This is a genomic window from Streptomyces sp. NPDC036815, from assembly GCF_055609205.1.
Window position 1 is genome coordinate 666,414 of record NZ_JBVJPW010000001.1, and the last position, 14,127, is coordinate 680,540.

General features: G+C 73.5%; 12 protein-coding genes and 1 riboswitch. Of the genes, 4 read left to right on the plus strand and 8 right to left on the minus strand.

The window, feature by feature from the left end:
• Positions 1–31: 31 nt before the first annotated feature.
• Complete coding sequence (locus ACZ69I_RS02955; protein ID WP_470830263.1) at positions 32–1,276, minus strand: cytochrome P450; 1,245 nt, start codon at positions 1,274–1,276, stop codon at positions 32–34.
• Positions 1,277–1,528: 252 nt separating this feature from the next.
• Between ACZ69I_RS02955 and ACZ69I_RS02960 the strand changes: the two genes are divergently transcribed.
• On the plus strand, positions 1,529–2,698 hold the full coding sequence (locus tag ACZ69I_RS02960; RefSeq protein ID WP_467668678.1) for a steroid 3-ketoacyl-CoA thiolase: 1,170 nt from the start codon (positions 1,529–1,531) through the stop codon (positions 2,696–2,698).
• A gap of 262 nt (positions 2,699–2,960) precedes the next feature.
• Complete coding sequence (locus ACZ69I_RS02965; protein WP_470830264.1) at positions 2,961–4,202, plus strand: alpha/beta hydrolase; 1,242 nt, start codon at positions 2,961–2,963, stop codon at positions 4,200–4,202.
• 91 nt (positions 4,203–4,293) lie between these two features.
• Here ACZ69I_RS02965 and ACZ69I_RS02970 read toward each other — a convergent pair whose 3' ends face one another.
• From ACZ69I_RS02970 to ACZ69I_RS03000, 7 genes are all read right to left on the minus strand, one after another.
• Positions 4,294–4,749, minus strand: coding sequence for an aggregation-promoting factor C-terminal-like domain-containing protein (locus ACZ69I_RS02970; RefSeq protein ID WP_470830647.1), 456 nt, complete (start codon positions 4,747–4,749; stop codon positions 4,294–4,296).
• 336 nt (positions 4,750–5,085) lie between these two features.
• The gene (locus tag ACZ69I_RS02975) at positions 5,086–5,922 is read right to left on the minus strand and encodes an ECF transporter S component (protein WP_470830265.1); all 837 of its coding nucleotides are present in this window, start codon (positions 5,920–5,922) and stop codon (positions 5,086–5,088) included.
• Positions 5,919–7,610 (minus strand): ABC transporter ATP-binding protein, encoded by a 1,692-nt coding sequence (locus ACZ69I_RS02980; RefSeq protein WP_470830267.1) that lies wholly within the window; start codon positions 7,608–7,610, stop codon positions 5,919–5,921. Before ACZ69I_RS02980 ends, ACZ69I_RS02975 begins: the two co-directional genes overlap by 4 nt.
• Positions 7,607–8,899: an energy-coupling factor transporter transmembrane component T gene (locus tag ACZ69I_RS02985; RefSeq protein WP_470830269.1), complete on the minus strand. Its 1,293-nt coding sequence runs from the start codon at positions 8,897–8,899 to the stop codon at positions 7,607–7,609. Before ACZ69I_RS02985 ends, ACZ69I_RS02980 begins: the two co-directional genes overlap by 4 nt.
• Before the next feature lie 23 nt (positions 8,900–8,922).
• Positions 8,923–9,585, minus strand: coding sequence for an SCO2322 family protein (locus tag ACZ69I_RS02990; RefSeq protein WP_470830271.1), 663 nt, complete (start codon positions 9,583–9,585; stop codon positions 8,923–8,925).
• Positions 9,582–10,814 carry a prenyltransferase/squalene oxidase repeat-containing protein gene (locus ACZ69I_RS02995; protein WP_470830273.1) on the minus strand — a complete coding sequence of 411 codons (1,233 nt, stop codon included), beginning with the start codon at positions 10,812–10,814 and terminating at the stop codon, positions 9,582–9,584. The genes ACZ69I_RS02990 and ACZ69I_RS02995 overlap by 4 nt, the downstream gene beginning before the upstream one ends.
• A gap of 146 nt (positions 10,815–10,960) precedes the next feature.
• Positions 10,961–11,031: riboswitch (cobalamin riboswitch) on the minus strand.
• Positions 11,032–11,089: 58 nt separating this feature from the next.
• On the minus strand, positions 11,090–12,214 hold the full coding sequence (locus ACZ69I_RS03000) for an MBL fold metallo-hydrolase (protein ID WP_470830274.1): 1,125 nt from the start codon (positions 12,212–12,214) through the stop codon (positions 11,090–11,092).
• Between the two features lie 174 nt (positions 12,215–12,388).
• Here ACZ69I_RS03000 and ACZ69I_RS03005 point away from each other — a divergent pair, with 174 nt between their 5' ends.
• Entirely contained in the window at positions 12,389–13,855 is a 1,467-nt protein-coding gene (locus ACZ69I_RS03005; RefSeq protein WP_470830276.1) for an aldehyde dehydrogenase, read from the plus strand.
• A complete protein-coding gene (locus ACZ69I_RS03010) occupies positions 13,855–14,088 on the plus strand; it encodes a ferredoxin (RefSeq protein WP_467668658.1) in 234 nt (77 codons plus the stop codon). The genes ACZ69I_RS03005 and ACZ69I_RS03010 overlap by 1 nt, the downstream gene beginning before the upstream one ends.
• Positions 14,089–14,127: the final 39 nt, after the last annotated feature.

A 14,127-nucleotide genomic window follows, 5' to 3' on the forward strand; every position in this document is an offset into this window, starting at 1 on the left:
GGAAAGGCGCCCCTGCCTCCCTGGAGGCGGGTCAGCAGGTGCTGACCTGCAGCTCCTTGACGCCGTTGAGCCAGGCGGAGCGGAGCCGGCGCGGGTCGCCGGTCAGGTGCAGGCCGGGCATGGCGTCGGCGATCGCGTTGAAGATCAGGTTGATCTCCAGGACCGCGAGGGACTTGCCGAGGCAGAAGTGCGGGCCGCCGCCGCCGAAGCCGAGGTGCGGGTTCGGGTCGCGGGTGATGTCGAACTTCTCCGGCGATTCGAACACGTCGGGGTCGTGGTTGGCCGAGGAGTAGAAGATGCCGACCCGGTCGCCCTTCTTGATCCGCGCGCCGCCGAGCTCGGTGTCCTGGGTGGCCGTGCGCTGGAAGGAGACCACCGGTGTCGCCCACCGCACGATCTCCTCGGCGGTCGTCGCGGGGCGCTCGCGCTTGTAGAGCTCCCACTGGTCCGGATGGGTGAGGAAGGCGTGCATGCCGTGGGTGATCGCGTTGCGGGTGGTCTCGTTGCCCGCGACCGCGAGCAGGATCACGAAGAAGCCGAACTCGTCGCCGGAGAGGTTGCCCTCGTTCTCGGCCGCCACCAGCTGGCTGACGATGTCCTTGGCGGGGCACTCCTTGCGGGCGGCGGCGAGGTTCATCGCGTAGGAGACGATCTCCATCGCGGCCTCGGCCCCGACCTCCTCGGTGATGGCGTACTCCGGGTCGTCGTACGCCGCCATCTTGTTGGACCAGTCGAAGATCTTGGAGCGGTCCGCCTGGGGGACGCCGATCAGTTCGGCGATGGCCTGCAGGGGCAGCTCGACGGCGACGTTCGTGACGAAGTCGAAGGAGCCGTCGGCGCCCGCGTTGGCGAGGGCTGTCCCGACGATGGAGGCGGCGCGGGTGCGCAGCGCGTCCTCCAGGGAGCGGATGGCGCGCGGGGTGAAGCCGCGCTGCACGATCTGGCGGACCCGGGTGTGCTCGGGCGGGTCCATGTTCAGCATGATCATTTTCTGGACTTCGATCTGATCCCGGGTGATCGTCTCGTTGAAGCGGATGATCGCGGTGTTCAGATTGGAGGAGTACAACTCGGGGTGCGTGGAAACGTACTTGACGTCCTCGTGCCGCGTGACGGCCCAGTAGCCCGCGTCGTCGTAACCGGAGATCCGCGGCGGCTGGTCGACCCAGCGCACCGGTTGCGTCCGGCGCAGCTGGGCGAACTCCGGCAGGGGCACGCGGTCTTGGAGCAGGTCGGGGTCGGTGAAGTCGAACCCGTCGGGCAGCGCTGGACAGGTCATCGGCAACTCCAGGCGTGGGCATGGTTCTGACGGTCCATCAGGGCAGCTCGCTCGAAAGGTAGTAACGGGTTCTACAAGAGGCAAGGCCCAGGGCGGGTCCGGTTGCGGGCGGGTCCCGCGCAAGATGCGTGCAAGACCCTTGCGGCGCCGGGGTCGCGCTCAGCAGACTGCTGCACGGAACTAGAACGCGTACTAGTTCCACTCGCGAGCCGCCGGGACGACTCGCGGGACGTGGAGGGAGAGGACGAGCCCATGGCCGCGGAACCCGTCATCGTCGAAGCAGTACGCACGCCCATCGGCAAGCGCGGAGGCGCGCTCGCCAATCTCCACCCCGCCTACCTGCTCGGTGAGACCTATCGCGAACTCCTCGGGCGCACCGGCATCCATGCGGACTGCGTCGAGCAGATCGTCGGCGGCACGGTGACGCACGCCGGGGAGCAGTCCATGAACCCGGCGCGCACGGCCTGGCTCACGATGGGGCTGCCGTACGAGACCGCGGCGACCACCGTGGACTGCCAGTGCGGCTCCTCGCAGCAGGCGAGCCACATGGTCGCCAACATGGTCGCGGCCGGTGTCATCGACGTCGGGATCAGCTGCGGCGTCGAGGCGATGTCGCGGGTGCCGCTCGGCTCGGGGTCCAAGCACGGGCCCGGCAAGCCCTTCCCCGACGAGTGGAACGTCGACCTGCCCAACCAGTTCGAGGCCGCCGAGCGCATCGCGCGCAAGCGCGGCCTCACCCGCGAGAACGTGGACTCGCTCGGCCTCATCTCGCAGGAGCGGGCGGCCGTCGCCTGGGCCGAGGAGCGCTTCAAGCGCGAGACGTTCGCCGTGCAGGTGCCCACCACGGAGGAGGAGCAGGCCGCCGGGCAGGGCATGTGGCGGCTCGTCGACCGCGACGAGGGGCTGCGCGACACCACGATGGAGGGCCTCGGCCGCCTCAAGCCGGTCATGCCGACCGCGGTGCACACCGCGGGCAACTCCTCGCAGATCTCGGACGGCGCGGCGGCCCTCATGTGGGCGTCGAAGCGGATGGCGCGGGCGCTGAAGCTGAAGCCGCGGGCGCGCATCGTCGCCCAGGCGCTGGTCGGCGCCGACCCGCACTTCCACCTCGACGGGCCGGTCGACGCGACGCGTGCGGTGCTCGGCAAGGCGGGGATGTCCCTGAAGGACATCGACATCGTGGAGATCAACGAGGCGTTCGCCTCGGTGGTGTTGAGCTGGGCGCAGGTCTTCGGGCAGGACCTGGAGAAGGTGAACGTGAACGGGGGCGCGATCGCGCTCGGGCATCCGGTGGGGGCCACGGGGGCGCGGCTCATCGCGACCGCCCTGCATGAACTGGAGCGCAGGGACAAGGAGTTCGCGCTGGTGACGATGTGTGCGGGGGGTGCGGTGGCTACGGGGACGATTTTGCAGCGGTTGTAGGGGGGCGGGGGCACGGGGCTCGGTCTGTCACCGGCTTCGCCGAGTTCGTCCTCAAGCGCCGGACGGGCTGGGTTCTTCGCCGGGGTCGTCCTCAAGGGCGGGACAGGCTGGGTTCTTCGCTGGGGTCGTCCTCAAGGGCGGGAGGACGGGCTAGAACTTCGCCGCGTTCGACCTTCAGCGGTGTTTGTGGTGGGTGTAGGTACACCCTCGGTCGGGGGTCTCTCGGATGTCGTCCGGGCTGTCGGCTTCGTAGCGTTTCGGTATGACCAACTCACCTCTTCAGCATGCCCGTTCCTTACGACGCGGGGGCGCCGCCCTCGCCCTCCTGATGCTCGGTGGCCTCGTCGCCGCGCCCGCCGTTTCGGCGGCGCAGGTGGTGCCGTCCGCCGGGCGGGGGGTCCTCCTCGACGTCACTCCCGTCGCCGACCTGAGCCGCGCCGAGGTCGCCGCGTTCCTCGCGGAGGGGAAGTTCGACAGCGGTACGGTGCGGTACGGCGTGAGTGCGTACCGGCTCACCTACCGCACCGTCGACACCCGGGGAGGGGCCACGACGGCCACCGGCCTGTTCGTGCTGCCCAAGAGTGCGCAGGGGCGGGCGCAGGGGCGCGGGCTCGGCCTCGTCTCCGACACCCACGGCACCATGGTCCACCGCGACTACGCGCCCTCCGTGGCCGAGGACTCCGGGCGGTTGAGCCCCTTCCTCCACGCCGCCGCGGGCAAGGCCGTCGCCGCCCCGGACTACCTCGGGCTCGGCGAGGGTCCGGGCACCCACCCGTACATGGACACGCGCTCGGCGGTGACCGCGTCCGAGGACATGCTGCGGGCCTCGCGCACCGCCGCGGCCCGGCAGGGGCGGACGCTCTCCGGCGATCTGTACCTCACCGGCTTCTCGCAGGGCGGTCAGGTGGCGATGGCGCTGGCCCGGGAGCTGAAGGGCAAGCACTCCGGGTTCACGACGCGGGCCGTCGCCCCGGTCAGCGGCCCCTACGACCTCTCGGGCGAGGAGATGCCCGCCCTCCACGACGGCCGGGTCAACGGCACGAGCGGCGTCTTCTACCTCTCGTACTTCCTGGTGGCCCAGAACCGTCTGCACCCGCTCTACAAGGACCCCGCCGAGGCGTTCCGCGCCCCCTACGCGGACCGGGTCGAGAAGCTCTTCGACGGCCGGCACGGCGAGGAGGAGGTCATCGGCTCGCTCCCCGGGTCCGTGAAGGAGCTGATCACGCCCTCCTTCTACGAGCGCCTGATGCACCCCTCGGGCGGTCTGGAAGAGGCGCTGGTGGCCAACGACGGCTCCTGCGACTGGAAGCCGGCGGCTCCCGTCCGGCTCTACGCGGCCCGCGGCGACACCGACGTGCCCATCGGGAACGCCCGCAGCTGCGCGGCGGACCTCGCCGCGCACGGGGTGCGGGCGCCCGTCATGGACCAGGGCGGCGTGCCGCACATGCGGTCGGTGGCGAAGGCGGCGCCGAAGATCGCCCGGTGGTTCGCCTCGGTGCGCTGAGCCGGACCCGGTGGCGGTACGCGGAAGAGGCGGCAACCCCGCGGTGGGGTTGCCGCCTCTTCCGGTGCCGCGGTGGCGGGGGCGTGGCGGCTCAGTACCAGCCGTTGGCCTGCCAGTGGTTCCAGGCGCCGACCGGGCTGCCGTAGCGCTCGTTCATGTACTTCAGACCCCACTCGATCTGGGTCTCGGGGTTGGTCTTCCAGTCCGCGCCCGCCGAGGACATCTTCGAGCCGGGCAGGGCCTGGACCAGGCCGTAGGCGCCGGACGAGGAGTTGGTCGCGCTCGGGTTCCAGCCGCTCTCGTGCGAGACGATCTTGTCGAACGCGGCGAACTGGGCCGGGTCCGTGATCTTCTTCTTGGCGATCGCCTTGGCGGAGGTGGGGGCGGCGGCGTGGGCGGCGGCCGGCGCGGCGGCCTTCGTGGTGGTCGGGGTGGCTGCCTGAGCGGGGGCCGCGGCGAAGACCATGCCGGAAGCGGCGGCGGCGACGAGACCGCCGGTGATGGCCTTCTTCGGGGAAGCGATGCGGCGGATGAGCGAGGCGGACACAGAGGACCTTCCGGTGGGGGACGGGGCGTCGCGGCGCACGTCGTGGAACGTGGGGGACATGCGGCGGCGCCGCGTCCCCGGGGGGTCGTCGGCGCCTTGCGACTCATCCACAGAAACAGCCACCCCCGGGTGGACGCAATGTCCGTATTTACTAGTGGAAGTCGCATCCGTGCCGAACGTCCATCGTGTGACGTGGCTCTCAACACGCAGGTCGGACCGCGTTTTGATGTGGGCGCGTCAGGATGCGGAGCTACGTCCTCGCTTAGTAGAGGACCAAAGACCTGTGGGCCGCCTCACCCCGACGGGACCCCGATGTGACGGTGGGTGGCGGCCTGCCTACGGCTTCGGGGCCTCGAATGTGACGGGCGCCTCGAACGCCGCCCGGCGCGTGGCCCGGCGCAGCGCCTTCAGGACGGCGGGCCCCAGCGCCAGGCTCAGCAGGACCGTGACGACGGCCCGCGGCAGGTCCCAGCCGAGCGAGGTGGCCAGGCAGTACGCGACGAAACGGCCGAGGTTGTCCACGAGGGGGTCGCCCGGCACGAAGGAGACGCCGGTGGCCATACCGCCGAGGTAGGGCCAGCCCTGCAGATTCATCACCGTGCCGTACAGGACGGAGGACACCGCCCCGTAGACGGCGAGCAGCCACAGCTCGCGGCGCCCGCGCAGGGTGTCGGGGCCCGGCAGCAGCCCGGCGCCCATGCAGACCCAGCCCATCGACAGCATCTGGAACGGCATCCACGGCCCGACCCCGCCCGTGAGCAGCGCCGACGCGAACATCGACACCGCCCCGAGCACGAACCCGAAACCCGGCCCGAGCACCCGCCCGCTCAGCACCATCAGGAAGAACATCGGCTCGATGCCCGCCGTCCCCGCGCCCAGCGGCCGCAGCGCGGCACCCGCCGCGGCGAGGACGCCGAGCATGGCGATGGCCTTGGCGTCGAGGCCGACGTCCGCGATCGTCGCCACCACCACCGCGAGCAGCAGCGGAAGCAGCGCCGCGAACAGCCACGGCGCGTCCTGCGCGTGCTGGACGAGCCCGGAGTCGCCGCCCGCGAGCAGCGGCCACCCGAAGGCGGCCACTCCCACGGCGCTGACCAGCGCGAGCGCCGCGATCGAGCGGGGGCCCAGGCGGACGGGGCGGGCCTGCGCCCGCGCCTTCGTGGCGGCCCTCACGACGAGCCCGCCCCGCCCGCGTCCAGGGCCCGCCGCACCTGCGCCACCGTCAGCCACTCCTGCGGCGCGAGGACCTTCGTGACCTGCGGCGCGAAGGACGGCGACGACACCACGATCTCCTCGGTCGGGCCGTCCGCGACGACCTCCCCGTCCGCGAGGATCACCACCCGGTGGGCGATCTCCGCGGCCAGCTCCACGTCGTGCGTGGCGAGGACGATCGCGTGCCCCTCGGCGGCGAGCCCCCGCAGGATCGTGACCAGGCGGGACTTGGCCGCGTAGTCGAGGCCGCGGGTCGGCTCGTCCAGGAGCAGCAGGGGTGGCCGGGCGGTCAGGACGATCGCCAGGGCGAGCGCGAGGCGCTGGCCCTCGGAGAGGTCCCGCGGATGCGTGTCGTCCGCGATGCCGGGCAGCAGCTCGCCGACCAGGGCGCGGCACGCCCCTGGCGGCGCGTCCGCGTCACGGTCGGCGGCCACGCACTCGGCGGCCACGGTGTCCGCGTAGAGCAGGTCGCGCGGCTCCTGGGGGACCAGGCCCACGTGCCGGATCAGCTGCCGCGGGGGCGTGCGGTGCGGGACCGCGCCGCCGACGCGGGCCGTGCCCGAGGTGGGTTCGAGCAGGCCGACCAGGGTGGACAGGAGGGTGGACTTCCCGGCGCCGTTGCGGCCCATGAGGGCGACGGTCTCGCCGGGCACGACGGTCAGGTCGACGCGGCGCAGCGCCTCGACGCGGCCGCGGCGCACGGCCAGGCGCTCGACGGCCGCGGCGGGCGACGCCTCGGGCGTGCGTTCCGTGCGCGGCCGGGACCGGCGGCGCGGGGCGGGCGCCCGCTGCGCGGCGGGCGCGCGGGGCCCGGCCTCCCGGGGCGGGACCGCGTCGGCGAGCCGCTCGCGCAGCGCGCCCGCCCTGCGCCGCGCGTCGCGCACGGTCAGCGGCAGCGGCGACCAGCCCGCAAGGCGGCCGAGCGCGACCACCGGGGGGAAGACGGGGGAGCGGGCCATCAGCGCGGCCGGGTCGCCGAGCACCGGCGGCTCGCCCGGCGCGCCGAGCAGCAGCACCTGGTCCGCGTACTGCACGACCCGCTCCAGGCGGTGCTCGGCCATCAGGACCGTGGTGCCCAGGTCGTGGACGAGCCGCTGCAGCACGGCGAGGACCTCTTCGGCGGCCGCCGGGTCGAGCGCGGAGGTCGGCTCGTCCAGGACGAGGACCCGGGGGTGCGGGGTGAGCACGGAACCGATGGCGACGCGCTGCCGCTGGCCGCCCGAGAGGGTCGCGATGGGGCGCTCGCGCAGGTCCGCGAGGCCGAGCAGGTCGAGGGTCTCCTCGACGCGCCGCCGCATCACGTCGGGGGCGAGGCCCAGCGACTCCATGCCGTATGCCAGCTCGTCCTCGACGGTGTCCGTCACGAAGTGCGCGAGGGGGTCCTGGCCCACCGTGCCGACGACGTCGGCGAGTTCGCGGGGCTTGTGCGTACGGGTGTCGCGGCCCGCCACGGTCACGCGGCCGCGCAGGGTGCCCCCGGTGAAGTGCGGCACGAGCCCGCTCACCGTGCCGAGCAGGGTCGACTTGCCGACCCCGGAAGGCCCGACGAGCAACACCAGCTCCCCCTCGGGCACGGTGAGGTCGACCCCGTGCACGGTGGGCGCGGCCGCCCCGTCGTAGGTCACCGAGACGTCCTCGAAACGGATCATGAGGTCTCCTCGGGTGGGGCGGGTGCGTCGGGCGGGGTGCCCGCGGGGCGCGGGGAGGGTGCGGACCGCCAGGCCGCGGGGGAGAGGGTCCGCGCGGGGGCGGGCTCGTGCGGGTCGGCGGGTGTGGCCTCCGGGGCGGGCGCGCGGCCGGGCCCGCCGGGCGCCGCCTCGCGCGGTGCCGGTGCCACGAACGCCGGGAGCAGGCCGAGCAGGACCGCCGCCGCGGGCCACAGCGGCAGCGCGGGGGCGGTCAGGGGGACGACTCCGGGGTGCAGCGCGGCCGGGTCGGACGACGCGGCCCAGATGGTCAGGCCCGCCACCGCCACGCCGGACCCGGCGACCAGCCAGGCGCGCACGCCCCACGGGTCGGGCCGGTAGCGGGTGCGCACCGAGCGGCGGCCGCCGAGCCGGAGGCCCGCGAGCGCGGCGGCCAGGCCGACGGCGAGGACGGGCAGTCCGTAGGCGGCGCCCTGCGCGGTGAGCAGTCCGTACGTCCCCACGCAGACGCCAAGGAGCCCGCCGAGCGTCAGCACGGCCGTCGCCCTGCGCACCCCGGCGGGGACGGGGGCGGTGCGGCCGAAGCCGCGCGCGTCCATCGCGGCGGCCAGCGCGACCGACCGCTCGAGGGCGCCCTCCAGGACCGGGAGCCCGACCTGCAGCAGTCCGCGGACGCCCTTGTCGTGGCGTCCGCGCAGCCGCCGGGCGGCCCGCAGTCGCTGCACGTCGGTGATGAGGTTCGGCGCGAAGGTCATCGCCACCACGACGGCGACCCCGACCTCGTACAGCGCGCCCGGCAGCGACTTGAGCAGCCGCGCCGGGCTGGCCAGCGCGTTCGCGGCACCGACGCAGATCAGCAGGCCGGCCAGGCGGATGCCGTCGTAGAGGGCGAAGGTCAGGCCCTCGGCGGTGACCCGGCCGCCGATGCGGACGCCCCTGGCCCAGTCGGGCAGCGGCACCTCGGGCAGCGTGACGACGGTGTGCGTGCCGGGGATCGGCGAACCGAGCACGGTCGCGAAGACCAGCCGGATCGCGATGACCACGAGCCCCAGCTTCACGAACGCGCCGTACGACTTCGCCCACGGCGCCGACGTCCGCCGCGCCGCCACCACATAGCCCGCGACGCCGATCAGCAGCCCGATGAGCAGCGGGTTGGTGGTGCGGGACGCGGCGGTGCCGAGGCCGATGGCCCACACCCACCAGGCGCCCGGGTGCAGGGCGTTGCTCCGGTGCGCCTCGGGGGCGAGGCGGCGCCGCAGGAGGCCGGGCGCGCCGCTGCCGTGGTCCGTCATCGTGCTGTCCGTGTCCGGCCGGGTCAGCCGCGGCGGCGGCGGGCCTGCCAGACGGCCGCACCGCCGAGCAGCGCGACGGCGGCGGCCCCGGCGATCAGTCCGAGGGAGGGGCCGCCGCCGTCCTCGTCGTGGTCGGGGTCGGCGTCCGGGGCCGTCTCCTGCCGCGTGCCTCCGTCACCGGCGACCTGTTCGCCGCAGCCCGACTTCGGGTAGCCGTCGATGGCGCAGAGCAGGGCCTTGCTGTCGTAGCGCAGCGGCTTGGCGACCGAGGCGAGGGCCTCGGCGCTGGTGGCGTCGTCGGGGACCCGGGCGCAGGCGGTACGCGGCTTCGGCGGCGTCTCCCCGTCGGGGGCGTCGCCCGCCGTGCCGAAGTCGACGACCAGCGCGACGCGCTTGCGGCCGTCCTCGGCCGGGGTGTCCGCGCAGATGTCCGCGAAGTCCGCGGCGCCGCGCGGCTTCGCGGCGTCCTTGGAGTCCTCGGAGACCGCGAACCGGAAGCCCTGCACGGCGCCGTCCTCGGGGCGGGCGGTGCCGGGGCCCTGGCCGGCGTACGTCCACTGCCCGCCGTCCCGGTCCCAGAACGACCAGTAGCGGTAGCCGGCGGCCTGGGCGGGCGCGGCCACGAGGATGCCGACGAGGGCGGTGAGGAGCGCCCCGAGCAGCAGCCGCCCACGGCCTGCCGTCACAGCTGCTTCTTCTTGCGGTTGCCGCTGTACAGGAAGCCGATGCCGATGCCGGCGACCATGCCGACGCCGATGATCCACCAGACGCTGACGCCGCCGTCGTCGTCCTTCTTCTCGTCGCTCTTCGACGCGGACGCGGAGTCCGTCGCGGACTGCGGGGCCGGGCCCTGGGCGTTCAGCCGCTCGACGAGGTCGGCGCCGCCGAAGTCGCGGGGGTCCAGGCCCGCCGCTTCGGCGGCGAAGACCAGCTGGGCGTAGGCGGCCGGGCCCGACTGCTTCGCCCAGTCCGCGGAGTTCTTCGCGAGCCACCGGGCGGACTTCTCGGCCTGCTCCTTCTGCCCGGCGGCGGCGAGGGCGACCACGGCGTCCGCGGTGTTGCCCACGTCCGGCTGGTCGGTGGCGCCCGGCATCGACGACATCAGGTGGTCGTCGGTCTTGCCGAGCGTGTCGAGGAGGTAGCCGGTGCCGTTGCTCGCGGCCTGCGCGGTGGTGTCCGGCTTCGCGCACTCGGGGGCGCCGGGCGCGGCCTTCTTGGCGGGTGCCACGACGAGGCCGCGGCCGAGGCTGCCGAGCACCCCGGCGGCGGTGGCGTCGGCGTTCGGCGAGAGCTTGCCGGACTTGGCGTCGGCGAGGCCGAAGGCGCCGCCGTCCTTGCCGCAGTCCATGGCGAGCCCGGGCAGCGCGTCGTAGGGGGACTTGCCGTCCTTGGACTTGGCGGACGCGGGGTTCTCACCGGCGGCGACGAGCGCGCCGACGACGATGCCGGTGGAGTTCGCGTCGGAGGGCAGGCCGGGGTTGTAGCCCCAGCCGCCGTCCTTGTTCTGGACCGACTTCAGCCACTGGACGCTCTTGTCCACCGTCTTGTCCTGGCCGCCGAGCGCGGCGAGGGCCTGCACGGCGGCGGCGGTGGAGTTGCTGTCGACGGTGGTTTTGGAGTCGCACGGCGCGGTCGCGTCCGCGCGGAACGGGGCGAAGCCGCCGCTCGCGCACTGCTGGCCGGTCAGCCAGTCGACGGCCTTCGCGGCGGGTTCGACGCCCTCGGTGTGCTGGGCGAGCAGGGCGTACGACTGGCGGAAGACGCCGTCGAACTTGGGGTCCTTCTTGCCGTAGAGACCCGAGGGGAGCGCGGTCGAGGGCGACGGCGAGGAGTCGTCCGCGATGGCGGCCGGTGCTGCGGCCGAGCCGATCACGGCGACGGCGGCCAGGACCGCTGCGCTGCGACGAACGTTCATGATGGGGCGGATTGCCTCTCCCTGCGGGGGAGCCGGGCGCCGCGGACCGCGCGGGAGCACGGTGTCCGGGCGGCTCCGGCTCCGTATACCTCGACGGTGCCGCTCACCGGGGGTCCCGGTGAAACGAGCCGGTCACGCTCCGCGCCGGGCATTCCGGCTCTCCGCGCGGACGCGGAACACGGCTGCGGGTCAGCGCCGGATTCGCACCGGCTTCCCCCTGCGCGGACGTGAGGACGACGCACTCACTCTACCGGCCGGTCCGCGGGCGCCTCGGGTCACACCGCCACGAACGTGAGCGGATCGCTCCCGGCCACGGCCTCGGCGCGGCCCAGCTTCACCAGGCGCCGCAGATGGGCTTCCGCTTCCGAGACGGCGATGTTGCGCGAGCCGTAGGGGATCTCGGCCCAGGGCCGGTTCCACTCCATGCGCTGGGCGGTCTGCCAGGGGGTGAGGGGCTCGGCGAGCAGGGCGCGCAGGCCCGTCAGGCGCTCCTCGTGGTGGGCGAGCAGTTCGCGGACGCGGGCGGGGGCGTCGGTGAACGCGTGCTGGTGGGCGGGGAGCACCTCGGCGGGGGCCAGTCGGCCGACGCGCTCCAGGGAGTCGAGGTAGTCGCCGAGGGGGTCCGTGGCGGCGGCGTCGCTGTCGGGGTCCTCGTAGAGCCCGATGTGCGGGGTGATGCCGGGCAGCAGGTGGTCACCGGAGAAGAGGCGGCCGTTGCCGGGGCGGCCCGTCGGGTGGTCCTCCTCCAGGTGCAGGCAGACGTGGCCCGGGGTGTGGCCGGGGGTCCAGATCGCCCGCAGGCGCCGTCCGGGCAGTGCGAGGAGCTCGCCCGGGGTGATGTCGCGGTCGGGCAGGGCGGGGCGCAGGCCGGGCAGGGCGCGGGGCCTGCCGTCGTCGCGGGCCCGTAGGAGAGGGGCGACGTGGTCGGCGGGGGCGCCCGCGGCGGTGAGCTTCGCGGCCATGTAGCCGTACCAGCGATCAGTGGATGTCTGCCCGGAGGGCTGTCCTTGGGGGGTGGTGGCCGGGTGACGGGCGGGAGGGTCGGAGAGGGTGCGGCGCACCACGGCGGTGTCCGCCTCGTGCATCGCGATCCACGCGCCGGAGGCCTCGCGGACCGCTCCGGACAGGCCGTGGTGGTCGGGGTGGTGGTGGGTGACGACGACGCCGTGCAGGTCCTCGACCGCGGTGCCGCACGCGACGAGTCCGGCGGCGAGGGCCTGCCAGGAGCCGGGGTCGTCCCAGCCGGTGTCGACGAGGACCGGTCCCGCGTCGGTGTCCAGGAGGTGGACGAGGGTGAAGCCGAGCGGGTTGTCGGGGATCGGGACCTTGATGCTCCAGACGCCGCCGCCGTGTTCGAGCACCGGCGGGCCGCTCGGCTGCGTGCCGCTCACCTGCGTCATGGGCGCCTCGTCTCTGTCGCTGGTCCCGCCACTATAACTAGAACTGGTTTCAATGCATGCTCAAGTCGGCGGACTCCCGCGCCAGTTGGCCCTTCCTTCCGTGGACTACTCCAACTAGAACTGGTATCAGTTCTGAAACGGTGTCAGGAAGCGCTCCGCAGGAGGCAGTCAGCCATGACCGAGCTCGTGGAACACGGACAGCTGTTCATCGGCGGGGAGTTGGTGGACCCGCTCGGCAAGGGCGTCATCGACGTCGTCTCCCCGCACACCGAAGAGGTCTTCGCCCGCGTGCCGCACGCGGCGCCCGCCGACGTGGACCGCGCCGTCGCCGCCGCCCGCCGTGCCTTCGAACACGGGCCGTGGCCGCGGATGACCCCCGCCGAACGCATCGAGGTCATCAGCAGGCTCAAGGACGGCTTCGCGGCGCGCCACGAGGAGATCGCCCGCGTCATCAGCTCCGAGAACGGCACCCCGTACACGTCCAGTGTCATGGTGCAGGCCCTCGCCGCGATGATGGCGTGGGACGCGGCCCTCACCGTCGCCCGCGACTTCACCTACGAGGAGGAGCGCACCGGGGTCCTCGGGAACCTGCTCGTGCGGCGCGAACCGGTGGGCGTCGTCGCGGCCGTCGTGCCGTGGAACGTCCCGCAGTTCACCGCCGCCGCCAAGCTCGGCCCCGCGCTGCTCGCCGGCTGCCCGGTGATCCTCAAGACCTCGCCGGAAGCGCCCCTGGACGCGTACATCCTCGCCGAGGTGGCCGCCGAGGCCGGGCTCCCGGAAGGGGTGCTCTCGATCGTCTGCGCCGACCGCGAGGTGAGCGAGTACCTCGTCGGACACCCGGACGTCGACAAGGTCTCCTTCACCGGGTCCGTCGCCGCGGGCAAGCGCGTCATGGAGGTCGCGGCCCGCAATCTGACGCGCGTGACCCTGGAGCTCGGCGGCAAGTCGGCCGCCGTCGTCCTGCCGGACGCCGACGCGGCGGCCGCGGTCGCGGGCATCACCCCGTTCGCCTGGATGATCAACGGCCAGGCGTGCGTGGCCCAGACCCGCATCCTCGTGCCGCGCACCCGCTACGACGAGTTCGCCGAGGCCTTCGCCGCGGCCGCCGCCGCGCTCAAGGTCGGCGACCCGCTCGACCCCGCCACCGAACTCGGCCCGCTCGTCGCCCAGCGGCAGCAGCAGCGCTCCCTCGACTACATCCGCATCGGCCAGGAGGAGGGCGCCAAGATCCTCGCGGGCGGGGGCCGTCCGGCCGGCATCGACCGGGGCTGGTACGTCGAGCCGACCCTCTTCGGCGGTGTCGACAACTCGATGCGGATCGCCCGCGAGGAGATCTTCGGACCCGTCATCTGCCTGCTGCCGTACGGCGAGGAGAGCGAGGCGGTGCGGATCGCCAACGACTCCGACTACGGGCTCAGCGGCAGCGTGTGGACGGCCGACGTCGAGCGCGGCATCGACATCGCGCGGCAGGTGCGCACCGGCACGTACTCCGTGAACACCTTCAGCCTCGACATGCTCGGCCCCTTCGGCGGCTACAAGAACTCCGGCCTCGGGCGCGAGTTCGGGCCCGAGGGATACGGCGAGTACTTCGAGCACAAGATGATCCACCTCCCCGCGGGCTACGAGAGGAGCGGTGCCTGATGGGGGACCGCTGGCGCGTCGAGGTCGACCGGTCCGTCTGCATCGGCTCGGGGATGTGCGTGCTGACCGCGCCCGGCGGCTTCGAGCTGGACACCGCCCGCCAGTCGCATCCCACCGCGCCCGAGACCGACGCCGACGAGAAGGTCCTCGAGGCGGCCGAGGGCTGCCCGGTGGAGGCGATCACGATCACGCTGGCCGAGGGCGGGGAGGTCGTTTTCCCGCCGGAGGAGTAGCCCCGCCGCAACATCAACAGGCATGCGCCCGCGTCCAGT